This window comes from Cohnella xylanilytica, from assembly GCF_014212175.1.
Lineage (GTDB): Bacteria > Bacillota > Bacilli > Paenibacillales > Paenibacillaceae > Cohnella > Cohnella xylanilytica.
In genome coordinates, this window is record NZ_JACJVR010000025.1 from 1 (window position 1) to 22,793 (window position 22,793).

21 protein-coding genes are annotated in these 22,793 nt (G+C 62.1%); 3 read left to right on the forward strand and 18 right to left on the reverse strand.

All coding sequences use genetic code 11. The annotated features are described in order from the left end of the window. Positions 1-425: 425 nt before the first annotated feature. The 5 genes from H7B90_RS07580 to H7B90_RS07600 form a co-directional block, all read right to left on the reverse strand. On the reverse strand, positions 426-599 hold the full coding sequence (locus tag H7B90_RS07580) for a hypothetical protein (protein ID WP_185135253.1): 174 nt from the start codon (positions 597-599) through the stop codon (positions 426-428). A 319-nt stretch (positions 600-918) separates the two neighbouring features. After that, positions 919-2,394, reverse strand: coding sequence for a glutamate--tRNA ligase (gene gltX / locus H7B90_RS07585; protein WP_185135254.1), 1,476 nt, complete (start codon positions 2,392-2,394; stop codon positions 919-921). A 76-nt stretch (positions 2,395-2,470) separates the two neighbouring features. Continuing rightward, positions 2,471-2,953, reverse strand: a complete 483-nt coding sequence (gene ispF / locus H7B90_RS07590) for a 2-C-methyl-D-erythritol 2,4-cyclodiphosphate synthase (protein ID WP_185135255.1) — start codon at positions 2,951-2,953, stop codon at positions 2,471-2,473. Position 2,954: 1 nt separating this feature from the next. Continuing rightward, on the reverse strand, positions 2,955-3,656 hold the full coding sequence (gene ispD / locus H7B90_RS07595) for a 2-C-methyl-D-erythritol 4-phosphate cytidylyltransferase (RefSeq protein WP_185135256.1): 702 nt from the start codon (positions 3,654-3,656) through the stop codon (positions 2,955-2,957). 136 nt (positions 3,657-3,792) lie between these two features. Next, complete coding sequence (locus H7B90_RS07600; protein ID WP_446483094.1) at positions 3,793-4,899, reverse strand: PIN/TRAM domain-containing protein; 1,107 nt, start codon at positions 4,897-4,899, stop codon at positions 3,793-3,795. Between the two features lie 293 nt (positions 4,900-5,192). On the opposite strand from H7B90_RS07600, the gene H7B90_RS07605 reads away from it, so the two are divergent. Continuing rightward, positions 5,193-5,588: a nucleoside triphosphate pyrophosphohydrolase family protein gene (locus tag H7B90_RS07605; RefSeq protein WP_185135257.1), complete on the forward strand. Its 396-nt coding sequence runs from the start codon at positions 5,193-5,195 to the stop codon at positions 5,586-5,588. Between the two features lie 169 nt (positions 5,589-5,757). Beyond that, positions 5,758-7,266: a stalk domain-containing protein gene (locus tag H7B90_RS07610; protein ID WP_185135258.1), complete on the forward strand. Its 1,509-nt coding sequence runs from the start codon at positions 5,758-5,760 to the stop codon at positions 7,264-7,266. Positions 7,267-7,945: 679 nt separating this feature from the next. Here H7B90_RS07610 and pssA read toward each other — a convergent pair. The 7 genes from pssA to H7B90_RS07645 all read right to left on the reverse strand — a co-directional run bounded on the left by pssA (position 7,946) and on the right by H7B90_RS07645 (position 15,154). Then, positions 7,946-8,686: a CDP-diacylglycerol--serine O-phosphatidyltransferase gene (gene pssA / locus H7B90_RS07615; protein WP_185135259.1), complete on the reverse strand. Its 741-nt coding sequence runs from the start codon at positions 8,684-8,686 to the stop codon at positions 7,946-7,948. A gap of 109 nt (positions 8,687-8,795) precedes the next feature. Continuing rightward, a complete protein-coding gene (disA, locus tag H7B90_RS07620; RefSeq protein WP_185135260.1) occupies positions 8,796-9,887 on the reverse strand; it encodes a DNA integrity scanning diadenylate cyclase DisA in 1,092 nt (363 codons plus the stop codon). A gap of 16 nt (positions 9,888-9,903) precedes the next feature. Beyond that, complete coding sequence (gene radA / locus H7B90_RS07625) at positions 9,904-11,271, reverse strand: DNA repair protein RadA (RefSeq protein WP_185135261.1); 1,368 nt, start codon at positions 11,269-11,271, stop codon at positions 9,904-9,906. A gap of 304 nt (positions 11,272-11,575) precedes the next feature. Then, entirely contained in the window at positions 11,576-13,156 is a 1,581-nt protein-coding gene (locus tag H7B90_RS32525; protein WP_221481956.1) for a glycosyltransferase family protein, read from the reverse strand. A gap of 63 nt (positions 13,157-13,219) precedes the next feature. Then, the gene (locus H7B90_RS07635; protein ID WP_185135262.1) at positions 13,220-13,891 is read right to left on the reverse strand and encodes a class I SAM-dependent methyltransferase; all 672 of its coding nucleotides are present in this window, start codon (positions 13,889-13,891) and stop codon (positions 13,220-13,222) included. Then, entirely contained in the window at positions 13,891-14,574 is a 684-nt protein-coding gene (locus H7B90_RS07640; RefSeq protein ID WP_185135263.1) for a glycosyltransferase family protein, read from the reverse strand. Before H7B90_RS07640 ends, H7B90_RS07635 begins: the two co-directional genes overlap by 1 nt. Positions 14,575-14,584: 10 nt before the next feature. Continuing rightward, complete coding sequence (locus H7B90_RS07645) at positions 14,585-15,154, reverse strand: CatB-related O-acetyltransferase (RefSeq protein ID WP_246578794.1); 570 nt, start codon at positions 15,152-15,154, stop codon at positions 14,585-14,587. Positions 15,155-15,386: 232 nt separating this feature from the next. Between H7B90_RS07645 and H7B90_RS07650 the strand changes: the two genes are divergently transcribed. Next, positions 15,387-15,947: a class I SAM-dependent methyltransferase gene (locus H7B90_RS07650; protein WP_185135265.1), complete on the forward strand. Its 561-nt coding sequence runs from the start codon at positions 15,387-15,389 to the stop codon at positions 15,945-15,947. A 127-nt stretch (positions 15,948-16,074) separates the two neighbouring features. Here H7B90_RS07650 and H7B90_RS07655 read toward each other — a convergent pair whose 3' ends face one another. The 6 genes from H7B90_RS07655 to H7B90_RS07680 form a co-directional block, all read right to left on the reverse strand. Beyond that, positions 16,075-16,254 carry a hypothetical protein gene (locus H7B90_RS07655; RefSeq protein ID WP_185135266.1) on the reverse strand — a complete coding sequence of 60 codons (180 nt, stop codon included), beginning with the start codon at positions 16,252-16,254 and terminating at the stop codon, positions 16,075-16,077. Between the two features lie 169 nt (positions 16,255-16,423). Further along, positions 16,424-18,868, reverse strand: coding sequence for an ATP-dependent protease ATP-binding subunit ClpC (gene clpC, locus H7B90_RS07660; protein ID WP_185135267.1), 2,445 nt, complete (start codon positions 18,866-18,868; stop codon positions 16,424-16,426). 38 nt (positions 18,869-18,906) lie between these two features. After that, positions 18,907-19,974, reverse strand: coding sequence for a protein arginine kinase (mcsB, locus tag H7B90_RS07665; RefSeq protein WP_185135268.1), 1,068 nt, complete (start codon positions 19,972-19,974; stop codon positions 18,907-18,909). A 40-nt stretch (positions 19,975-20,014) separates the two neighbouring features. Further along, positions 20,015-20,524: a protein-arginine kinase activator protein McsA gene (gene mcsA, locus H7B90_RS07670; RefSeq protein ID WP_185135269.1), complete on the reverse strand. Its 510-nt coding sequence runs from the start codon at positions 20,522-20,524 to the stop codon at positions 20,015-20,017. A 38-nt stretch (positions 20,525-20,562) separates the two neighbouring features. Continuing rightward, positions 20,563-21,024 carry a CtsR family transcriptional regulator gene (locus tag H7B90_RS07675; protein WP_185135270.1) on the reverse strand — a complete coding sequence of 154 codons (462 nt, stop codon included), beginning with the start codon at positions 21,022-21,024 and terminating at the stop codon, positions 20,563-20,565. A gap of 248 nt (positions 21,025-21,272) precedes the next feature. Next, positions 21,273-22,472: a GNAT family N-acetyltransferase gene (locus H7B90_RS07680; RefSeq protein WP_185135271.1), complete on the reverse strand. Its 1,200-nt coding sequence runs from the start codon at positions 22,470-22,472 to the stop codon at positions 21,273-21,275. Positions 22,473-22,793 lie beyond the last annotated feature (321 nt).

The following is a 22,793-nucleotide window of genomic DNA, read 5'->3' on the forward strand; positions in this document are numbered from 1 at the left end:
CGGCCGTTTTCGGGCGTGTTGCTCTAATTCTTAGAACACCTCCGGAATTTCCGGCCATTTTCGGGCGTGTTGTTCTAATTCTTAGAACATCTCTGGAATTTCCGGCCATTTTCGGGCGTGTTGTTCTAATTCTTAGAACATCTCCCGGATTTCCGGCCGTTTTCGGGCGTGTTGTTCTAATCCTTAGAACATCCCCTCGATTGCGGCCCCCGCTTAAAAACCCCGCCTATCCGCCTCTCCAGGCTCGCCTTCGTCATAATGCCAAAAAACGCCTCCGCAGCATATCGCTGCAGAGGCGTCGTTCCACGCGGTCCCACTCTGCTTGAGCCCCTCGACCCTCGCGCCGATCCGCGCAAGCAGGCGGATTCCGCGCGGGATGAGCGGGCTCATCTCGTCGGCTCGTAACGGGCGCTACCCGGCGCCGCTTACCCGTCGAATCGGCTGCGGCGGCCCCGGCCCATCGCCCCGCGTCGCTCGGACGCGAGACCATCGGCGGGCGGCGCGGCGCCGGTACGAACGCTCGGCGGCACGGCTCCCAGGCGCACTTCGATTCCGAGCGGATGAGACGGCTTCCAGCCGGGGCCGTCCTCTCTGGTCATCCGCGCGCGGAACCTACTCTCCTGTTCGTCGCTGATTATCGTTATGATTCTCGTTAACGCAAGTATATCCCATGCGCCCCCAAGTGACAAGGCATCCGCGCGGATTCCCTCGCCCCGGCGTTCGCGGTTTCCCTCGCCCCGAAGTTCGCGGTTTCCCTCGCCCCGGAGTTCGCGTCTTCGCTCGCCCCGCCGGGGCCGTCCGCTTCGCCAACCGGCTTACGCCAGCTTGCCTTCGACTTACGTCAACCCGCCTTCGGCTTATACCAACCTGCTTCGGCTTACGTCAACCCGCCTTCGGCTTACGCCAACCTGCTTCGGCTTACGCCAGCTTGCCTTCGGAGGCCGCCTTCAGCCGCGCGAGCACCTTGGCCCTTCCGAGCAGCCAGATGCTGCCGTTCAGGTCCGGGCCGTGCGTCTGGCCGGTCAGCGCCACGCGGATCGGCATGAACAGCCCCTTGCCCTTGGCGCCGGTCTCGGTCTGCACCGCCTTGATCGCGGCCTTGATCGCGTCGACCGTGAAGCCTTCCTCGCCCATCGCCTCGACCTGGCGGGCGAACGCCGCCAGCACCGTCGGCACGCTCTCCTCGGCGAGCACGGCGCGGCCTTCCTCTTCAAGCTCGACTTCGTCCTTGAAGAACAGGTCGGACAGCGGCACGATCTCCGCCCCGTAGCGCAGATGGTCGCGGTACAGCGCTACGAGCGCCGCCGCCCAAGCCGTCTCGGCTTCGCTCGGCTCCTGCGGCAGCCGTCCGGCCGCCTTCAGATGCGGCAGGCACAGCCCGACGACGCGCTCCGCCGGAGCCGCCTTCAAGTAGTGCTGGTTCAGCCAGTTCAGCTTCGCCGTGTCGAACACGGCCGGGCTCTTGGACAAGCGGTCCGCGTCGAAGATCTCGATCAGCCGCTCGCGCGAGAAGATCTCCTCTTCCCCTTCCGGCGACCAGCCGAGCAGGGTGATGAAGTTGAGCAGCGCTTCCGGCAAGTAGCCGAGAGCGTCGTACTGCTCGATGAACTGCACGATCGACTCGTCGCGCTTGGACAGCTTCTTGCGGTTCTCGTTCACGATCAGCGTCATATGGCCGAAGACGGGCGGCTCCCAGCCGTGCGCTTCGTATACCATCAATTGGCGCGGCGTGTTCGTGATATGGTCTTCCCCGCGCAGCACGTGGGTGATCGCCATCAGGTGGTCGTCGAGCGCCACCGCGTAGTTGTAGGTCGGAATGCCGTCCTTCTTGACGATGACGAAGTCGCCGAAGTCGTCGGATTGGAACGAGATCGTTCCCTTCACCAGATCGTCGAACGCGTACGTCTTGCCCTGCGGCACCGCGAAGCGGACGCTCGGCACGCGGCCTTCCGCTTCCAGCCGGGCGCGGTCCTCCGCCGTCAGATGGCGGCACTTGCCGGAATAGCGCGGCGTCTCGCCGCGGGCCGTCTGCTCCTCGCGCTCCCGCTCCAGCTCTTCCTCGGTGCAGTAGCAGCGGTAAGCGAGGCCTTGGTCCAGCAATTCGGACCAATACTTGCGGTAAATGTCGAGGCGCTCCGTCTGGCGGTACGGACCGTAGTCGCCTTCTCGGTCGACGCTCTCGTCCCAATCGACGCCCAGCCACTTGAGGTACGTCAGCTGGTTCTCTTCGCCCCCGGCGACGTTGCGCTTCACGTCCGTGTCTTCGATGCGGATGATGAAGTCTCCCCCGTGATGGCGGGCGAACAAATAGTTGAAAATAGCGGTTCGAGCGTTGCCGATATGCAGGTGCCCCGTCGGGCTGGGCGCATAGCGGACGCGTACTTTAGTAGTCATGGCGCGGCTTCCTCCCGTGAACTTGCGTTATCCCCATCTTGCCCTAACAACTTCGATTATAGCGCATAAAGCGCATTTATTGCGCGTCGCGAACGAGGCAGACGACCGCCTGCGCGGCGATCCCTTCCCCGCGGCCGGTGAAGCCGAGCCGCTCGGACGTCGTCGCCTTGACGTTCACCTGCGACGCCTCGGCTTCCAGCGCCTTCGCGATCACCTCGACCATCGCCGGGATGTGCGGCGCCATCTTCGGCGCCTGCGCGATGATCGTCGCGTCGGCGTTGCCGAGCTTGTAGCCGCGCTCCTTCGCGAGCTCCCACACGCGCTCCAGCAGCTTGACGCTGTCCGCGTCCTTGAAGGCCGGGTCCGTGTCGGGGAAGTGCTTCCCGATGTCGCCGAGCGCCAGCGCGCCGAGCACGGCGTCGCTGATCGCGTGCAGCAGAACGTCGGCGTCGGAATGGCCGAGCAGTCCCTTCTCATACGGAATGCGGACGCCGCCGATGATGCAGTCGCGCCCTTCCGTCAGCTGATGTACGTCGAATCCTTGTCCCACTCTGATCATATCAGTCCGCTTCCTCCGTAAGACGCCGCGACAGGAACAGCTCCGCGACCGGCAAGTCCTCCGGCGTCGTGATTTTGAGATTCCGATAATCGCCCTTCACGATGGCCACCTTGCGGCCGAGCCGCTCCATCAGCATCGTATCGTCCGTGGCGGCCGCGCCTTCGGCCTTCGCCCGCCGGTGCGCCTCGATCAGCTCCGCCCGGGCGAACGCCTGCGGCGTCTGCACCGCCCACAGCGTGCTGCGGTCCGGCGTCGCCGTCATGAACCCGCGCTCGCCCTCGACCTTGATCGTGTCCTTCACCGGCACGGCCAGCGCGGACGCTCCGTGCCGCTCCGCCTCCCGGCAGCAGGCTTCGATCTGCGCGGGCGTCACGAGCGGCCGGGCGGCGTCGTGCACGAGCACGCCTTCCGTGTCCAGCGCGTCGAGTCCCGCGCACACGCTGTCCTGGCGCTCGGCGCCGCCGGGCACGATCGCCCGCACCTTGCGCCCGCCGGCCATAAGGCCGCGGACGACGCCGCGCGCCCGCTCCTCCTCGCCGGGAGCGACCACGACGACGATCGTCTCGACCGCCTCGCACCGCTCGAACGCTTCGAGCGTATGGGCGAGGATCGGCCTGCCGGCCAGCGGCAAGTACGGCTTGTTGTCGGCCGCGCCCATCCGCGTTCCGCGGCCGGCGGCGACGACGACGGCTCCCCAATTCATTCCCCGCGCCCCTCTCCATCTATCAACGAATCAAGCGCCCGTCCGGCGGCCCCGCCTCTCCGGAAGGCCGCCAATGCGCAGAAAAAAGCGGGACACCAAGAGCGCGTCCCGCCCGTATTCTTATAATCATACCTTGTCAGAGCGCTTTTTCCAATAGCTTCGGCTTCGCGAAGATCATCCGGCCCGCCGACGTCTGCAGGACGCTCGTGACCAGCACCTCCATCGTCGAGCCGATGAAGTCCCGGCCTCCCTCGACGACGATCATCGTGCCGTCGTCCAGGTAAGCGACGCCCTGGCCGTGCTCCTTGCCGTCCTTGATGACCTGCACGACGATCTCCTCGCCGGGCAGCACGACGGGCTTGACCGCGTTGGCCAAGTCGTTGATGTTCAGCACCGACACGCCCTGCAGCTCGCACACCTTGTTCAGGTTGAAGTCGTTCGTCACGACCTTGCCCCGCATCGCCTTCGCCAGCTTCACCAGCTTGCTGTCGACCTCTCCCGCCTCGTCGTTCGCGTCCTCGTAGATGAGCACCTTCACGTCGAGCTCCTTCTGGATCTTGTTCAGGATGTCGAGGCCCCGGCGCCCGCGGTTGCGCTTCAGCAGATCCGACGAATCGGCGATGTGCTGCAGCTCCTCCAGCACGAATTCGGGGATGACGAGCGTGCCTTCGATGAACCCGGTCTTGCAGATGTCCGCGATCCGCCCGTCGATAATGACGCTCGTATCGAGAATCTTGTGCTCCTCGTAGCGAGGGCCCTCTTCCTTGACGGCCTCGGCCGGCCGCCGGGACGCCGTCCACGCGGCCAGCTCGTCCTGCTTGCGGAGGCCGACCCGCAATCCCACGTAGCCGAGCGCGAGCGCGAACAGCGCCGCCCCCAGGCTGCCGACTCGGGGAATGTCGGACAAGTACGGATAGAGGAAGGCGGCTACCGCCAGCCCCGCCCCGCCTCCGACCAGGCCGGAAGCGAGCGCGGAAGCCGGCTGTTCGGCGGCCCGCTCGACGCTCCGGTGAAGCAGCGAAGCGATCGGTCCCGCGAGCGCAGTCGCGACGAGCAATCCCAGCATCGCCCCGATCACCGCCGCCATATAACCGCCCGACCCGCCGGCCCCCGCCGCCGTCCGAATGCCGAGAACCGGATCGATCCAAGAGGCTCCCCCGGACATTTTCCAAGAAGAGAAGCCTTGCCCCACAAGCATCCCAAGCAGCAGGCCCGCCGCTTGAATGATGCGCTTCATCATCATAAGTATCACTCCTTAAAGTTAAATGAACGATTCGCAAGACTCGAAGTCTTCGGCTCGCTTCCTTCCGAATCGCCTACGCCAAGCTTCTCCCGCACCGGAGGATGCCCACGTTTTTACTAGCTAGTATGTTCCAAATTCTTGCTCGTTAATCTCCCCGGCGAAGGAGAAGCCCAAAACTTCCTCCGGATCCGGACGGGGCGGCCGCGTTCGCCATTTCTCCTTTTGAATTGGCGGAGGCCTTGCTCTATAATAGAGAAGGCGAAGTAAATTAACGGTAACCGAGGTGGAACGGAATGAGCGCACCAACGCTGCAGGAATTCCAGCAACAGGTCTCGGAACTTCTGCTCCGTCATCGCAGCCTGCTGGATGTCCTTACCAAATACAGCCAGTCGAACGCGTCCGTGAACCGGGCCGTATCGAAGGCCATCACGGAATGCGGCTGCATCGAGCTGAACGCCCGCCATCAAGGTTTCTCCGAGGAGATGGAGCTCGACCAGGCGATGAAGCAGTCGAAGTCGCACATGGAAGGCCAGCTCTGCGAGAATTGCCTGGATATCGTCCGCTCCGAGCTCGGGAAGAACATGTTCTACATGTCCGCGCTGTGCAATCTGCTCGGAATCAGCATGGAAGAAGTCGTCGCCAAGGAATCGGACAAGTGCTCGACGCTGGGCTTGTTCAACATGACTTAGGCGGCGCGGCCAATCGCATACGAGTCGGAAGAGCTGCCGGACGCTGGCTAAGCGGACGGACGGCTCTTTTTTTTGCGGGCGGACCCGCGCGATGGCATTTAACCCCGTTAACCGTTATAGTTAGAAAATAAAGAAATCGGATCGTCCCGTTACGAAAGGGGGATATGGCATGGGAGCATCGGTCCGAACCGCGGTCTCCTCGGAACGAGCCGGCCCCGAACCCCCGGCTCGCGCCCGCGTGCATCAAAGGGCGGCCCGCCGCATGGCGCTTCAGTTCGCGCTGTTCGCCGCGCTGCTCGTCGCCGGCATCTGCCTGACGACGGTTCTGCTGGACCCGCTGCAATTTTATCGGCGCGCGTCCCTGCTCCCTCCGGTCTTCTCGACCGAGGAGCGGTACCAGAACCCCGGGCTGGCCAAAAACTACGATTACGACACGATCATCATCGGCACCTCGATGACGGAGAACTTCCTGCCGTCGGTGGTGAACAAGGCTCTGAAGGGCAAGACGATGAAGCTGTCGATGGAAGGCTCGATGGCGGACGAGCAGTACAAGATCGCCAAGCTGGCGCTGGAGACCGGGAAGGTCAAGAAGGTGCTGTGGGGGCTCGACTACTTCGCGCTGAAGCAAGAGGACGAGGAGGCTCCGGTATTCCCGGATTACCTGTACGACGACAGCTGGCTGAACGATTACCGCTACTGGTTCAACGCCACGGTGTACGAGATGCTGTTCAAGAGCATCGTTCGCCTGAGCACGTCGGGGGAGAACCGCGATCTGGAGACTCTCTACAACTGGAACTCCATCGGCGGCTTCGGCGCGGCCCGGGTCCTGGACGCATATCGCCGCGCGGGGCAGAGCGAGATTTACTTCAAGCTGAACGAAGAGCCGCTGGACGCGATCAAGGCCAACTTCGAGACGTACGTCCTGTCTCTGGCCAAGCGGTACCCGGACGTCGAATTCATCTACTTCTATCCTCCGTACAGCATCTTGCGGCAGGACGTCTGGAAGCGGACGAACGAGAAGCGCTACGCGAACCAGCTCGAGATGAGCGTCTGGATGTTCGAACGGCTGAGCGAGCTCCCGAATACGAAGGTGTACAACTTCCAGGCCGAGTCGGAGTGGACGTACGATCTGGACCTGTACCGGGACTTGTCCCACTACAAGCAGGAAGTGAACACCTGGATCGCCGAGAGCATCGGCCGGGACGACCCGAAGTACCGGATGACGGAGGAAAATGCCGAAGATTTCGTCCGCCGGCTGGAGACGCAGCTGCAGTCGCTCGTCCTCGCGGACGACAACCGCGTTCTGAACGCGGACGTCGAGCTGCGGGAGGGAGATCGGTCCAGGAGGCTCGCGTTCTCGGCTATGCGAGCCGCCGGGAAGGACGAGCTGCTCGTTCCGGCGAAGGAAGCGGCGGCCGCGATCGGCGCGACGGCGGCCTGGGATTCGGCCGCCAAGGAGCTGACGCTTCGGCGCGGCGAGCGTTCCGTCGTCCTGAAGGCGGGGACGAAGAACGCGGAGCTTGGCGATGGCGCGGCCGCGCTCGACGCGGAACCCCGATTGATTCAAGGAACGCTGATGGTGCCCCTGCTCTCCGCGGCGCGAATCCTGGGGGTAGACGGCGCCGTTGAACGGCCGGACGCGCGGACGCTGCGGATCGAGTTAAGGCTGCCGGGGTAGCTTGGCGGTTGCGGTACGATAAATACGACGGATGACCCATTCCCTAACGGAACTTGTCCCATGGTGAACTTTGGATTTGGACTCGATTCTGCCTCGAAAAGGCGCCTGCTTGAATAGTGGGTGAAAAATCATACAAATCCTGCTTCGAAAACGCGCTTTGCTTGATTTGTGTACGAAAAATCATACAAATCCTGCTTCGAAAAGGCGCTTTGCTTGACTTGTGTACGAAAAATCATACAAATCCTGATCTGCTGTTTTTTTCCGACAGTGCTATTCGAAAAATCGCACAAACGAACCGGCCTGTTTGCGGTAAAGCCCGCCATGTCGGCTAGATTGGGCTCGCCTGCCCGGTCATGACGCACGGAGTTTCTTCGCGGTAGGATCCATTCGAAGATTTAGACCCTATCATGGATAACGGAGGTTGAATGCAAACGGGTCTTCGGCAGAAAAAAAGAAGCATCGGTCCTTCCCGCCGGGGAAGTGCCGGTGCTTCTTCGGTTTTCGACGCTTGTATCGGATGACGGCTATGGCGGTTACGGTGGTTCTCGTTTTTCAGGCTACGATGGATGCTGGTTGCGATGGTTCGCCGGTCCGAAGTCGGACCGGTATGCCATGTTCCCCCGCTTGCGAGGATTTGCCGGTTCAAGATGCTTGAACGGCTGAAAATGCTCGCTTGCGGTCATGCGCTATGCTCGGTGTGGGTCCGATCGTCGGACGCGCCCTGCCTCTTCCTTCTTCTCCGCCGGGGCATCAGGCGTTCAACGTTTTTTTTTAACCCCCAGAGCGCGTAGACCAGGAGCAACGCCAAGATGAACTTGGGGATCGCCCTCGGGAATTGGAACGCCAGCAGGACGGCGGCCGCGACGACGAGCGGAACCGCCCAGACGGCCGCTCTCGGCAGGCCGAGCTTCTTGAAGTTCGGGTATTTAACGCTGCTCACCATCAGGAAGGACAGCACGAGGGTGCTGAGCAGCAGCAAGTACACGTTCAGATCGCGGTTGAACAGGGCGAGCGTCGCGAGTACGCCGCCGGCCGCGGGAATCGGCAGGCCGATGAAGTAGCCGGGTATGCCTTCGATCACGTTGAACCGGGCGAGCCGGAGAGCTCCGCAGATCGGGAAGATGGCGGTTACGATCCAGGCCAGCGCCGGATTGACGTCCGTGAAGGCGGCTTGGTACATGATGAAGGCCGGTGCGACGCCGAAGGAGATGACGTCGGACAACGAATCCAGCTCCTTGCCGAATTCGCTCTGGGCGTTGAGAGCCCGCGCGACCCGTCCGTCCACCCCGTCCAGCAGCATAGCGATGATCACTAACAGAGCAGCGCCGTTTGCCCGATCGTTGAACGCCAAGATGATGGAGAGAACGCCGAGAAACAGGTTGCCTACCGTAAATAAGCTCGGTATCGATTTCGTGATCATTTGTTCACCTCGACTTTACTATGCCCATCCGTTCCAAAAACAAAGATCGAATCGGAGCCGGCAGCTCCGAGCGATCTCGTTCAAACGCCATTACATCATTGTAGTCCCGTTAAATCTGTCTGTCAATGAATACCTGTTCCTGGATTCTCTTCAAGCCTTCCTTGATCGTTCGCGCCCTCACTTCGCCGATTCCGTCCACTTCGTCGAGCTCTTCGATCGAAGCGAGCATAATATGGGGGAAGGCTCCGAACCGTTCCACCAGGTTGTGAATGATGACGCTCGGCAGCCGCGGGATCTTGCTGAGCATCCGGTACCCTCTCGGCAGGAAGCCGTCTTCGGCCACCGAATTGAGCGAGCCGTATCCGAGCACCCGAATCAGGTGGTTCGTGTCGAGCAGCTCTTCCGAGGTCAGCTTCTTCAGCTGCGCCTGGATCTCGCGAATCTTGTCGTCGGACGCGTCGCGGGCATAGTCCTTCAGGAGCAGGCGCGCCTCTTCCTCCGCCGATCCGACGAGCTCCACCATCTGCATGCTGATAAGCCGGCCTTCGTTGCCCAGCTCGAGCACGTACCGGTTGATCTCCATCTTGATCCGCAGCACCATCTCGGCCCGCTGGATGACGTACGCCACCTCGTGCATCGTCACGAGCTCTTCGAATTCGAGCGCCGACAAGTTCGTCAGCGCCTGGGAATAGACGGCCCGGTACTTCTCCAGCGTCTGGATCGCCTGATTCGCCTTCGTCAGGATCACGCCCATCTCCTTGAGCGCGTAGCGAAGGTTGCCTTGGTACAGCGTGATGACGTTGCGCCGCTGCGAGATCGAGACGACGAGCTTGCCCGTCTGCTTGGCCACCCGCTCCGCCGTCCGGTGCCGAATGCCCGTCTCCGAGGAGGGGATCGAAGGGTCCGGGATCAGCTGCGTGTTCGCGTACAAAATTCGTTTGGCATCTTCGCTCAGAATAATGGCTCCGTCCATCTTCGCCAGCTCGTACAGGTAGTTCGGGCTGAAGTCGCAATTGATCGAGAAGCCGCCGTCGACGACTTCCATGACTTCGGGGCTGTAACCGACTACGATCAGGGCGCCCGTCTTCGCGCGCAGCACGTTCTCGAGTCCTTCACGGAACGGCATGCCCGGGGCGACCATCTGCAGCAGCTGGTTCATCGTCTGCTGGGTCTGTTGCTCTTTCTCTTTGTTCTCTTTCATCTTCGCTTGGCACCCCCTATTCCAACGCTGCCCGCAGCGCGTCCGCCACCGTCTTGACGGGGATCAGCTGGATCCCGGCGGGCGGCTGCCATCCCTTCATGCTCGCTTCCGGCAGGATGACCCGTTTGAAGCCGAGCTTAAGCGCTTCCTTCACCCTCGTCTCCGCGCGGGAGACCGCGCGCACTTCCCCGGTCAGCCCGACTTCGCCGAAGACGACGTCGTACGGCTTCGTCGGCAGGTCGCGGAAGCTCGAGGCGATGCTGACCGCCGCGGCGAGGTCGGCCGCCGGCTCGTCGAGCTTGACCCCGCCGGCCACGTTGACGTAAGCGTCCTGATTCTGCATGAACAAGCCCATTCTCTTCTCGAGCACGGCGATGACCAGCGAGATCCGCTGGTGGTCCAGGCCCGAGGACATCCGCCGCGGCGAAGGGAAGTGGGTCGGGGCGACGAGCGCCTGCAGCTCGACCAGCACCGGCCGCGTCCCTTCCATGCTGGCGACGACGGTCGAGCCCGCCACGCCGAGCGGCCTCTCCGAGAGGAACAGCTCCGACGGGTTCGCCACCTCGCGGAGCCCGTCTTCCGTCATATCGAAGATGCCGATCTCGTTCGTGGAGCCGAAGCGGTTCTTGACGGCGCGCAGAAGACGGTAAGAATGATGGCGTTCTCCTTCGAAATACAGCACGCAGTCGACCATATGCTCGAGCAGGCGAGGGCCCGCGATCGCGCCTTCCTTCGTGACGTGGCCGACCAGCACGGTCGCCACTCCGTTCACCTTGGCGATTCGCATGAATTGCGCGGTGCATTCCCGGACTTGGGCGACGCTTCCGGGAGCGGAGGCGACGTCCGGGCGGTACACCGTCTGGATCGAGTCGATGACGAGGAAGTCCGGCTGGACGTCCGCGATCGCTTCTTCGACGAGGTCGAGGTTCGTCTCGCAGAGCACGTACAGCTTGTCGCTCAGCGCTCCGAGCCGGTCCGCCCGCAGCTTCGTCTGGCGGACGGATTCCTCCCCCGACACGTACAGCACCTTCAGCCCTTGCGACGTCAGCGCGTGCGACGTCTGCAGCAGCAGGGTCGATTTGCCGATGCCCGGGTCTCCGCCCACCAGCAGCAGCGAACCGGGCACCAGGCCGCCGCCGAGCACCCGGTTCAATTCGCTTAACCCGGTCGGAACCCGAGGTTCGCGACCGCTCTCTATATCTATGATCGATTTGGCCTTTTCTTTCGTGCGGAGGAGCTCGCCGCGCCCGACGGGAGCCTTGACGACCGTCTCCGCTTCTTCCACCATCGAGTTCCAGGCGCCGCAGCCCGGGCACTTCCCCATCCATTTGGGCGATTCCGTGCCGCATTCCGTGCAGACGAATTTGACTTTCACTTTGGCCATGAACGTTCTCCTTGAAGACGGGTTACCCAAAGTGTACCATGTTCGTTCTTCGCGGTAAAACCTTCGACTGTAAAACCTCCGCGCGCGGTTTATCGCGCTGCCGCCTCCCCTCCGCCAAAGTCCTTGGGCGGTCGGCGCTCCTGAGTCCCCTTATTAGACGTAGAAGCAGCGGCGCGGGTTCGTTGACTCCCCGATTCATTCGAGCGATGGCGGCGGCAGAGGGGGGCTCGATGTTTATACGGCCGGTCCGGGCCGCTTGTCCGCTCCGGCCGCGCAAAAACAGCCGCCTCGCGGCGGCTTGCGGCTACCCTCTTTTCAACAACTCTCCGTACTCCCGGACGAAAATCCGGCGCGCCTCCTCGTACCCGATCATCTCGTTAACGTCGCAAGCGTGGATCGTCCACGGCACATGCTGCTTGACGATGCCGACTTCGTAGCCCTTCTTCACGAACTCCATGCTCTGGGACGTATCGTAGAAGTGCCAGCCGGCGAACAGATCCTCTCTCCAGGGAAGATCGTACTGGGTGGCGATGAGCATGCCGTCGACCACTCGGGCCTCCTGGTATTCGCCCAGGAAGTCGCGGAATTGGATCAGCATAAGCTCCCCGGGGTTGTCGTAGTTGAGCCCGTACAGCTTGCCGTAGGAATTCGGGGCCTTGACCCACACCGCATCCTCCGGCAGCGGGGAACCGATTCCGATCATCCCGAGCATCCCGACCTTCGGGTGCTTGGCGAACAGTCTCAGAATATCGAGCAGGAAGTTCGGATAAAGGATAAAGACGTCTTGGTGCAAATAGATTTTGTATTTGGCGTTCGTCATCTTCATCGCCCTGTTATAGCCGGACGTCATGCTCGATGCGTCCGTTATCGGCACATATTCGACTTCGAAGCCTTCGGGAACCTGCAAGAGCTTCATATACTGCCGGGCGCGGTCGTATAGACGGGGATCGTTGACGCAGGTGATAAAGCAGATCTTGCGATCGTCGACGCCGGAAGCCGCCAACGGCACCGCGGACGCTCGGGAATCGGCCTCCGCCCCGGCTCCATTCCGCCGCCCGCTCCCCCCCGCGCTCTCCATCTGGCCCTCCGTCTCGTCCTCGAACCCGCCCCCGGCCTCGGCCTTGCCCCTGATTCCCGGCCCGCTTGCCGATCCGCTTGCCTGTCTACTGGCCGGCCCGCTCCCGCTTACCGGCTCGCTGGCGGCATTCGCCTTCGGCCCCCCTTCGACCCATTCGCTGTAGTGCTCCATGAAGATCAGCCGGTTCTCCTCGTAGCCGTCGAAGTCGAGAACGCAATCATGAATGACCCACGGGGCCGTCTGCCCGAGGATGCCGACGTCGTAGCCCGCCTTCCGAAGCTCGAGGCTCTGGGAGACGTCGTAGAAGTGCCATCCCCGGAACAGATCCTCTCTCCAGGGAACGTCGTACTGCGTCATGATGAGCAGGCCGTCGACGACGAGCGCGCTTCGATACTCGCCTTCCGGCACCTCATGGAAGTTCACGACGAAGAGGCCGTTCGCGTTCAAGCCGTAAACCTTGCCGTACCGGTGGGCGCCTTCGTACCAGACTCCGTTAGCCGGGATCCTCTCCGCGCCGGCCATTCCGAGCGCCCCAAGCTCCGGGTGCTCGCCGAACAGCCGAATCGTCTCCTTCAGGAAGGCCCGGTTCAGAATATAGACGTCCTGATGCAGGTAGACCTTGTACTTGGCGTCCGTCATTCGCATCGCCCGGTTGTAGCCGGAGGTGAGGCTGACGGCGTCCCGGATGTCGATGAATTCCGTCTCGAAGCCGTCCGGAACCTCGATCATTTTCATATATTGAATGGCCCGGTTGTATTGGATCGGATTGTTGACGCAACTGATGAAGCAGATCTTCCTCTCGTTCATCCTTATCGCTCCATTCGTCGAATCCTGGCCGGACCGCGTCCGTCCGCCGCCCGCTCCGAGCCTCTACAGATGCTGGGTCCTCTCGTAGAACAGCTTCATCTGCGCCCCGTTCTTCACGACCTCCAGGAACGGCTCCGGACACCCCTTCGGGAATACCACGCCGAGGCCGAATCCGTGATCGAACTCGAGGTGCGGATGAACCTTGAGCTGCTCCCACAGCCGGTAAACCCCGAATCCGTTCGCCCGTACGGCCGTGTCGTGGAACAGAACGACGCCGTCCTTCGCGAGCTTTGGCAGCCAGCTCTGATAATCGTGGTAGACGGCCTCGTACGTGTGATAGCCGTCGATATGAAGCACGTCGACCGACTCGTCGGCGAAGAGGGGCAGCGCCCCGTCGAAGGTATTGCGGATCAGCGTCGCCACCTTCGGATAGAAGGCGTTCGCGATCGCGCCGACGGTCTGGTAGACCGTCTCCGGATAATGCCCGGCATGGTCGTCTCCGACCCAAGAATCGACGGCGTAGCACCGCGTGCCGGTTCGTCCGTCCGCGGCCGCTTGGCAGAAGCTGAAGAACGACAGCCCCCAATGCGTTCCGAGCTCGACGAGCGTCTGCGGCTTCATGAACCGGATCAGATCGTAGGCGAAGCGGCGATGGCCGCTCCAGGCCGACCATTGCTTAAGCGTCGGAGCGACGCTCTCATAGGCGAACACGGGGTTGTAATAGTTCCATGCCATCACCATTTCTCCTCGCGCGAAGGGATCCAATCCCGGTAATAGTCGACGAATATTCGCCGGTTCTCCTCGAAGCCGGTCATCGGGGAGATGCCGCATTCATGGACGCACCACGGCGTCTCTTGGCGGGGCACGCCGACTTCGAAGCCGGCCTTCTCGAATTCCGCGCATTGCGAGAGGTCGTAATAATGCCAGCCCGCGAACAGATCTTCCCGCCAACGCAGATCGTATTGCGTAGCCATGAGCAGGCCGTCGATCGCCCGGACGCGCTCGTATTCCCCGGCGACGTCCCCGTATTTGAGCAAGGCCATCGTCCCCGTCGGGTCGCCGAACACCATGCCGTACTTGCGGGAACTGTTCCACCAGACGCCGCTCGCGGGCACGTCCTTGGCTCCGACGACGCCGAGCATGCCGAGCCGGTCGTACCGGCCGAACAAGCCGACGATCCGTTCGAGGAACGACGCGTATACGATCGAGACGTCTTGGTGGACGTACACCTTGTATCGGGCGTCCGTAGCCTCCATCCCCCGGTTGTAGCCGGATGCCAGGCTCTCCGCGTCGGCGACGGGGATATATTCGACCTCCCAGCCCGGCGGAACCTGAAGCGCCCGCCACGTCCGAAGGGAGCGGAGATAACGGGCCGGATCGGAGACGCAGGTGATAAAAGCGATTTTCCCTACGTTCACGTCCCTCCGCCTACCTTCCGACGAGCCGAGCGTAGTTGATGAGCCCTTCCGCGTCCGAGGACAGCAGCAGCGGGATGGCCGGTTCGAGCAAGGCGGGCGGCCAGTCCCACCAGCGGATCTCGAGCAGCCGGGCGATCGTCCGGTCGTCGAACCGATAGCGCAGGACGCGCGCCGGGTTCCCGGCCGCGATGGCGTAAGGCGGAACGTCCTTGCTGACCAGCGCCCTCGCTCCGATAACCGCCCCGTCTCCGATCCGGACGCCGGACAGAATCGTCGCTCCCATGCCGATCCAGACGTCGTTGCCGATGACGACGTCGCCCTTGGTCTTCGGGTGACCGCGATTGGCCCTGTGCTCGGGCAGAAAATAATTGAACGGATACGTCGTCACCCAATCCGTGCGGTGCTCCCCGCCCAGCAGAATCATCACTTGATCGGCGATCGAGCAGAACTTCCCTATCGTCAGCGAGCAGTTCTCTCCCCAATGGCGGATCGTCGGCTGGCCGTACGAGTACTCTCCGATCTGAACGTTGGCCCCTTCCTTGCGGTTGGGGAATTGTAACCTCAGATGCTCCAGTCCCATCGTCCGCCCCTCCCTTCGAATCGTTCCCGCGCGGTCGCGGATCCTAGTCCCCAGTTTATGCATGTCCCGGCCGAATGGCCTCCGGCTGCGGCCCGTTCCGCGAATTGTGCCGTCCTATGTATCATCCGCCGTCTCTCGTCCGGGAGAGACGGAATACACTATCCCAAGCTATGGCGATACGAGCCCTGGCGGTCCCTGATCTTCTCACGATCAATAGACGGAGGCTGCAGCTATGCATGATTCTTCTTATCTCGCGATGATGCAATTCATGGTCAAATATTTAGCGCAACGGCCGGCGCTGAACATTCTCGACGTCGGAAGCATGGACGTGAACGGAACGTACAAGGCGCTGTTCAATCGCCCCGGGTGGCATTACGTCGGCTGCGATATGGAAGCGGGCAGCAACGTCGACGTCGTGCTGAAGAAGCCTTACGACTGGGAGGCGATTCCGGACGACACCTTCGACGCGGTCATCTCGGGACAATCGTTCGAGCATATCGAATACATCTGGGTGACCATCTCGGAGATCGCCAGAGTGATGAAGCCCGGAGGCCTCTGCTACATTATCGCGCCCTCGTCCGGACCCGAGCACAAGTACCCTTACGATTGCTGGCGCATCTACCCGGACGGGTTCCGGACTCTGGCCAAGTACGGGGGGCTGGAGGAAGTGGAAGTGAAGACCGACTGGAACGGGCCCGGCATCTGGCACGACTCGGTTCTGATCGGCCGGAAGCCCGTCTATTCTCCGGAGGTGGCGCAGAGGATGCGCCATCGGACCGCTTCGCGAGACTGACGGTCGACGACGAAGCCTTGGACCGGTTCGTCCGGGAGCACGGCATCCCCTGACGAAGAACGCCGTGCGGGAACGTTCCCGTACGGCGCTCTTTTTTTTGCCGCGATGAAGCCTCTCCGTCGTCCGCTCACCACCACCAGCGCCAGATCAGCCATACCACGACGGCGATGAGCAGAAGTCCTCCGGTCAAGTAGAACAAGACGAACAGGATCTTGCTAAGGACAAGCAGCGACAGGACGATGCCGATACCGCTTAGGAGCACGACGATCGGCTGTCTCCAGGGGGAAGAGCGGCGAGGCCGGTACAAGACGATCCCTCCCTCCATCGCGCGTATACCGCCTTACGTCCTCCGTCCGACGTTGCTATACTGTATGGCCGCCCCGGCTCATTGGTGAAGAAGCCGCCATGCGCACACGAAGAGGGCTTCCCCTCCGCGGATGGTCCGCTTCGGGCAAGCCCTCTTGCCGATCGTAACGTTATGGGTTGGCGGCCACTTCGTCCTGGGTCTTCACGAAGAGCTCTCCGTCGCGCTCGTCGATCACGAGCTTGTCGCCCTTGTGAATCTTGCCGAGCAGCATCTCTTCGGACAGCCGGTCCTCGATATGCTTCTGGATCGCGCGGCGCAGCGGACGGGCCCCGTACTGAGGATCGAAGCCTTCCTTCGCCAGGAAGTTCATCGCCGCTTCCGTCAGCTCGAACTGGACGTCGTGGTCCAGCAGGCGCTTGCGCAGATCGTCCGCCATCAGCGAGACGATGCGGGCGATGTGCTCCTGCTCCAGCGGGTGGAACACGATCATCTCGTCGATCCGGTTCAGGAACTCCGGACGGAACGACTTCTTCAGCTCTCCCAGCACCTTCTCCTTCATGACGGCGTAATCCCGTCCCGCGTCCTGCGCGGCGGTGAAGCCGAGCGTCGAGTTGCGCTTGATCTGATCCGCCCCGACGTTCGACGTCATGATGATCAGCGTGTTGCGGAAGTCGACCGTGCGGCCCTTCGAATCGGTCAGGCGGCCGTCTTCGAGCACTTGCAGCAGCACGTTGAACACTTCCGGGTGCGCCTTCTCGATCTCGTCGAGCAGAACGACCGAGTACGGCTTGCGGCGAACCTTCTCCGTGAGCTGTCCGCCTTCGTCATAGCCGACGTATCCCGGAGGCGCTCCGACGAGTCTCGAAGTCGAATGCTTCTCCATGTACTCCGACATGTCGATGCGGATGACGGCGTTCTCGTCGCCGAACATCGCTTCGGCGAGCGCCCGGGCGAGCTCGGTCTTGCCGACGCCTGTCGGGCCGAGGAAGATGAACGAGCCGATCGGACGCTTCGGATCCTTCAGGCCGGCGCGCGAACGGCGCACGGCGCGGGCGACCGCCTTGACGGCTTCTTCCTGGCCGATGACCCGGTCGTGAAGAATGTCTTCCAGCTTCAGCAGGCGCTCGGTCTCTTCCTCCGCCAGCTTGACGACCGGGATGCCGGTCCAGCTCGCGACGACCTGGGCGATATCCTCCGGCGTGACCTCGGAGTCGGTGCGGCCCTGCTTCTCCTTCCACTGGTTCTTGGTCGCTTCGAGCTCCTCGCGGATCTTCTGCTCGGTGTCCCGCAGAGCGGCGGCCTTCTCGAATTCCTGGCTCTGCACCGAAGCGTCCTTCTCCTTGCGGATGTCCTCGAGACGCGATTCCAGCTGCTTCAGATTCGGCGGCACCGTGTAGGAACGGAGACGGACCTTGGAGCTGGCTTCGTCGATCAGGTCGATCGCCTTGTCCGGCAGGAAGCGGTCCGTGATGTAGCGGTCGGACAGGCGAACGGCCGCTTCGATCGATTCGTCCGTGATCTTCACCCGGTGATGCGCTTCATAGCGATCGCGCAGCCCGTGGAGAATCTGGATCGCTTCTTCCGGCGACGGCTGGTCGACGGTGATCGGCTGGAACCGGCGCTCCAGCGCGGCGTCCTTCTCGATGTACTTGCGGTATTCGTCCAGCGTCGTCGCGCCGATGCATTGCAGCTCTCCGCGCGCCAGGGCCGGCTTCAGAATGTTGGACGCGTCGATCGCGCCTTCCGCGCCGCCCGCTCCGATCAGCGTATGCAGCTCGTCGATGAACAGAATGACGTTGCCCGCTTGGCGAATCTCGTCCATGATCTTCTTCAGGCGGTCTTCGAATTCGCCGCGGTACTTCGTCCCGGCGACGACCGAGCCCATGTCCAGCGTCATGACGCGCTTGTCGCGGAGCGTCTCCGGAATCTCGTTGTTGACGATCTTCTGCGCCAAGCCTTCCGCGATCGCCGTCTTGCCGACGCCGGGCTCCCCGATGAGAACCGGGTTGTTCTTCGTCCGGCGGGAGAGCACTTGAATGACGCGCTCGATCTCCTTCTGCCGGCCGATGACCGGATCGATGTGGTTGTCGCGGGCGCTGGCGGTCAGGTCGCGGGCCAAGCCGTCAAGCGTAGGCGTGCTGACGTTGGCCGACGGGCCGTGGTTCTGCGACACGCTCTCGCTGCTTCCGAGCAGCTGGAGCACTTGTTGGCGCGCCTTGTTCAGGCTGATGCCGAGGTTGTTCAGGACGCGGGCGGCGACGCCTTCGCCTTCCCGAATCAGGCCGAGCAGAATATGCTCGGTGCCGACGTAAGTATGTCCGAGCTTGCGCGCTTCGTCCATCGACAGCTCGATGACCTTCTTGGCGCGCGGGGTGTAGGCGATATTGGTGGGCTGTTCCTGGCCGCGGCCGATCAGCGATTCGACTTCGTCCTGGATCTTCTCCAGGCCGAGTCCCAGGGCGATCAGGGCTTTGGCGGCGATGCTCTCGCCTTCGCGAATCAAACCGAGCAAGATATGCTCCGTGCCGATATTGTTGTGTCCCAGGCGCACCGCTTCTTCTTGAGCCAGCGCGAGCACCTTCTGCGCGCGTTCGGTGAATCTTCCGAACATCATGAGACAACACCTCCCCAGTTAAATTAAGAATAGAACATTTAAGCTCCGGTTGCCAGTCGGGAACGAATCATTTGGGCTCTCTTCATGTCCCGCTGCTCCGGAGTGAGCGCTTCTCCGAACGTCTGCTGCAGGAATCCCGGCTGCGTGGAGACGAGAAGCTCGTTCAGCACTTCCGGGTTCGCTTCCGGCAGCAGGCCGAGATGGACGCCCAAGCGAACGTCCGACAGCCGCTGGGCCGCTTCCTTGGAATCCATGATCCCGGCGTACGAGAGAATTCCGTACGAGCGCCGGATCCGGTCTTCGATGCGGGGGCGCGAATCCGTCGACAGGAGACGCTCCCGGGCCGCCTTCTCGTGTCCGATGATCTGCCGGGCCACCGAATAGAGGTTGTCGATGATCTCCGTCTCCGATTGGCCCAGCGTAATCTGGTTGGACACCTGGAACAGGTTGCCCGTCGCCTCGCTGCCTTCGCCGTACAGCCCCCGCACCGCGAGCCCGACTTGGGTGACCGCGGACAGGATGCGGTTGATTTGCCCCGTCAGCACGAGCGCCGGCAGATGCATCATGACCGACGCCCGGATGCCGGTGCCGACGTTGGTCGGACAGCTGGTCAAGTACCCGTATTTCTCGTCGAACGCGTAATCGACGCTCTCCTCGAAGATATCGTCGATCTTGCTGGCATATTCCCACGCCTCGCGAATTTGGAAGCCCGGATACAGGCATTGAATGCGAAGATGATCCTCTTCGTTAATCATGATGCTGACGTCTTCGTTCCGGGCGAGAATAAGCGCTCCGTTCCTCGACTCTCCCGCGAGAGCCGGGCTGATCAGATGCTTCTCCACCAGCACCAGCTTCTCCAGCTCCGTCAGCTCCTCGAGCCGGTACGTCGGGAGCTCGCCGAGACCGTTCAGCCGGCCGCTCTCCGCGACGGAGAGGAGCTGCTCCATGACGTCCTTGGACTGAGCCGGCGTCGACAGGAGCGGGAACGGGGAGCTCCGCAGGTTGCGGGCGACGCGAATGCGGCTGCTCAGCACGACGTCCTTGTCCGGGCCTTCCTTGCTCATCCAAGGACTGAGAGCCTTCTCCGCGAATTCCCGTTTGGCCATATCGTTCGATCCTCCTTTCACTCTCGCGGCGATCGGCCGGCTAAGCGCCGATCTCCTTCTCCAGCTCGCGTATCCGGTCGCGCAATTGGGCGGCCGATTCGAAGTCCTCCCGCGCGATCAGGCTCTGCATCTCCTTCTTCAGCTTCTCGATCTCCCGCTTCGTCTTCACCCGGCCTCCGGCCCGCTTCGGTACCTTCCCGACGTGAACCGTATTACCATGTACCCGCTTCAGAAGCGGGTCAAGCCGATCGGCGAAGTGCTTGTAGCAGTGGCTGCAGCCGAACCGCCCCATCTTGCTGAATTGGGAATACGTCATTCCGCACATCTCGCAACGAAGGGCGGGCTGCTTGGCGCCGGCGGCGGAAGAAGGATCGAAGTCGAGCAGACCCGACAGAAGATTGTGGATGGAGAAGCCGCCGGAAGCTCCGGGAATCAGCTCCCCCCGCTCGCGGGCGCAGGATTCGCATATGTGCAGCTCCGTCTTCTCGCCGTTGACGATCTTCGTAAAATGAAGCGTAGCCGGCCTCTTCCCGCATTCTTGGCATTGCATGGCCTGCACCTCCTTTCGTTCGTTGCCCGGCGGAGCGTCTATCTGGCGAGCAGGGCGACCAGCATCGCCTTCAGCAGCTTCGCGCGGATCTCGTCCCGGAGCGGCAGCTTGAGCTGGAGCACGTCCCGGGATACGGCGGCCCGGAGCAGATAGGCCTCCCGCTGCGTCAGGAACCTCGATTCCTCCAGTTGGTAAATGAGGCCCTCCGCCGTCGTCTGGTCGATCTGCTCGCCGACCGTCTGCTGAATATGGCGCTGCACCGCTTCGAGGGACGGCAGATCGACGCGCTGAATACGGATGTACCCGCCGCCTCCCCGCTTGCTCTCCACGAAGTACCCCTTCTCCAGCGTAAACCGCGTGCTGATCACGTAGTTGATCTGCGAAGGCACGCAGGAGAACTTCTCGGCCAGTTCGCTGCGCTGGATCTCGACGATGCCCTCCGAGCTGTTGTGGAGAATCTGCTTCAGATATTGTTCGATCAGATCCGAGATGTTGCGCACCGCCTAACCTCCTTTCCGGAGCGCGGTTCTGACTTTGACTTTCTTTGACTTTATACTCATTATAATCAATCCTGTTGAAATTGCCAAGAGTCTCGGTCGAAAATACGCCCTAATTCCGGAAAGCGGCGAATGGCCCGTCCTTTTTAGTATGGGAGCGGCCTCGCGCCTTTATTCCCTGCGCCTTCCGCCCCCATCGATTTATTACCCGCCTTGCCCGATCTTTACGCCCCGGCCGCTCCGTTCGAATTTTAGAAGAAATCCGCCAAATACGGGACCGCTGACGGAATTCGGCGACCCAGCAGGGCGACGGCTTCTTCCGAGCCCTGGAGAAGACCGGCTTGCCGCAGCCACTCCGGTCTCCGGTTGCCGAGCAGCATCGCCGTCAGCGCGCGAATATCGCAGGCCGCGTCGGGCTCCGTTCGGTCCCCGGCTCCGTAGCCGCCCGGCTCCTCGCGAGTCGTCTTCGCCGCAATGCGCCCCTGGCCGTCCGCTCCGAAGACGATCCGGAACCGTCCGTCGTTCCATGGCGCGTAGGAGTCCGCGACTTGCAAGACGAGCTCCTCCTCCTTATCGCCTTCCCGGAACGAATACTGCGCGATCAGCCCTTCGACGTCGACGATTCGGGACATAAAATAAGGAACGAGCTCTTGCTTGAAGCGCGGATTCGGCAGCAGGAACGGCAATCCGTCGTCCGGGGGGACGGTGACGTGGACCCGGTCCGCCATCGAATCGTGGTTCGCGATGAAGCTCCACAGTCCGGCTCTGGCTTCCTCTCCCGCATAAGCCCAATCGTGTACGGACAACAGGCGATTTTGCACCTCGTACAAAATGTAGCCTTGAGGATTGCCGCCCGCGTCCCTCCAGAGCGCCGCCGTTCCGCTCTTGGACTCGACCTTCCGCCGCCACCACTCTTCCGATCTCGCCAACATGCCGACGTATCCCGACGCGAATCTCGCGTAGATCTCCTTGAACTCCTCGGCATCCTTGGCCACGCGCTCGATCCTCCCGCCCGTATCCGGCCGGGGCAGAATCGACGTCTCGATCTCGTAGCGCTTGCGCTCGACGGTGAACTCCCACCCATACTTCCGATAGAAGGGAAAAGCAAACGGATGAAGCATGCTCACGCTCTGCCCTTGGGCTCGCATCTCCTCGAGCGACCGGACGAGCAGCTTCGTGACGTTGCCGCCTCTGCGGTGCTCCGGCCAAGTGGCCACTCCCGCCAAGCCGCCCATCGGCAGGACCCGGCCTTGCACGTAGATATGCAGGGGCAGCAGAATGAGCGCCGAGAGCAGCTTCCCGTTCTCGTCGAACGCCCCCCAATGCTCCTCCGGCCGGAAGTGGCGCCTGTCCTCCTCCAATCGCTCCGGCGGCAGCTTGAATTGGAACGCGAATTCCGACAGCGCTATTCTTTCGTCATATTCTTCAGCGGTCAGTTGGCGGATTCTCATGCGGCACCTGCTTCCTTTTTTTACCCCCATCATACCTTACGAAAAGGGGCTTCGAACAGTCGGCGTCGCTAAGGCCTTTCCGGCTTCGGACATCATAGAACCCCTTTAGACCACACACGGACTTTGTTTGTTTATTAGATAAACAATGTATGGGGCGAATCATTTGTCCGCTTAACGGCGCTGCCGAAGAGGCTTCTGCCTTCATACTTGTATTCGACATGGCGCCCCCCGCTCTCGCTGGCGCCCTTGCGCGGTTAACCGGGGCGGGAACTAGCGCCCAACGATTCGGCCACCGCGACGGTGTCAACATCAGTTGAAAAT

Coding starts and splice junctions, on each gene's coding strand:
- gltX (WP_185135254.1), bottom strand. CDS start 2,394: ATGACTACTAAAGTACGCGTCCGCTATGCGCCCAGCCCGACGGGGCAC.
- H7B90_RS07610 (WP_185135258.1), top strand. CDS start 5,758: ATGGGAGCATCGGTCCGAACCGCGGTCTCCTCGGAACGAGCCGGCCCC.
- disA (WP_185135260.1), bottom strand. CDS start 9,887: ATGAAAGAGAACAAAGAGAAAGAGCAACAGACCCAGCAGACGATGAAC.
- H7B90_RS07650 (WP_185135265.1), top strand. CDS start 15,387: ATGCATGATTCTTCTTATCTCGCGATGATGCAATTCATGGTCAAATAT.
- pssA (WP_185135259.1), bottom strand. CDS start 8,686: ATGATCACGAAATCGATACCGAGCTTATTTACGGTAGGCAACCTGTTT.
- mcsB (WP_185135268.1), bottom strand. CDS start 19,974: ATGGCCAAACGGGAATTCGCGGAGAAGGCTCTCAGTCCTTGGATGAGC.
- mcsA (WP_185135269.1), bottom strand. CDS start 20,524: ATGCAATGCCAAGAATGCGGGAAGAGGCCGGCTACGCTTCATTTTACG.
- H7B90_RS07580 (WP_185135253.1), bottom strand. CDS start 599: ATGACCAGAGAGGACGGCCCCGGCTGGAAGCCGTCTCATCCGCTCGGA.
- ispD (WP_185135256.1), bottom strand. CDS start 3,656: ATGAATTGGGGAGCCGTCGTCGTCGCCGCCGGCCGCGGAACGCGGATG.
- clpC (WP_185135267.1), bottom strand. CDS start 18,868: ATGATGTTCGGAAGATTCACCGAACGCGCGCAGAAGGTGCTCGCGCTG.
- radA (WP_185135261.1), bottom strand. CDS start 11,271: ATGGCCAAAGTGAAAGTCAAATTCGTCTGCACGGAATGCGGCACGGAA.
- H7B90_RS07680 (WP_185135271.1), bottom strand. CDS start 22,472: ATGAGAATCCGCCAACTGACCGCTGAAGAATATGACGAAAGAATAGCG.
- H7B90_RS07605 (WP_185135257.1), top strand. CDS start 5,193: ATGAGCGCACCAACGCTGCAGGAATTCCAGCAACAGGTCTCGGAACTT.
- H7B90_RS32525 (WP_221481956.1), bottom strand. CDS start 13,156: ATGAACGAGAGGAAGATCTGCTTCATCAGTTGCGTCAACAATCCGATC.
- H7B90_RS07635 (WP_185135262.1), bottom strand. CDS start 13,891: ATGGCATGGAACTATTACAACCCCGTGTTCGCCTATGAGAGCGTCGCT.
- H7B90_RS07600 (WP_446483094.1), bottom strand. CDS start 4,899: ATGATGATGAAGCGCATCATTCAAGCGGCGGGCCTGCTGCTTGGGATG.
- H7B90_RS07645 (WP_246578794.1), bottom strand. CDS start 15,154: ATGGGACTGGAGCATCTGAGGTTACAATTCCCCAACCGCAAGGAAGGG.
- ispF (WP_185135255.1), bottom strand. CDS start 2,953: ATGATCAGAGTGGGACAAGGATTCGACGTACATCAGCTGACGGAAGGG.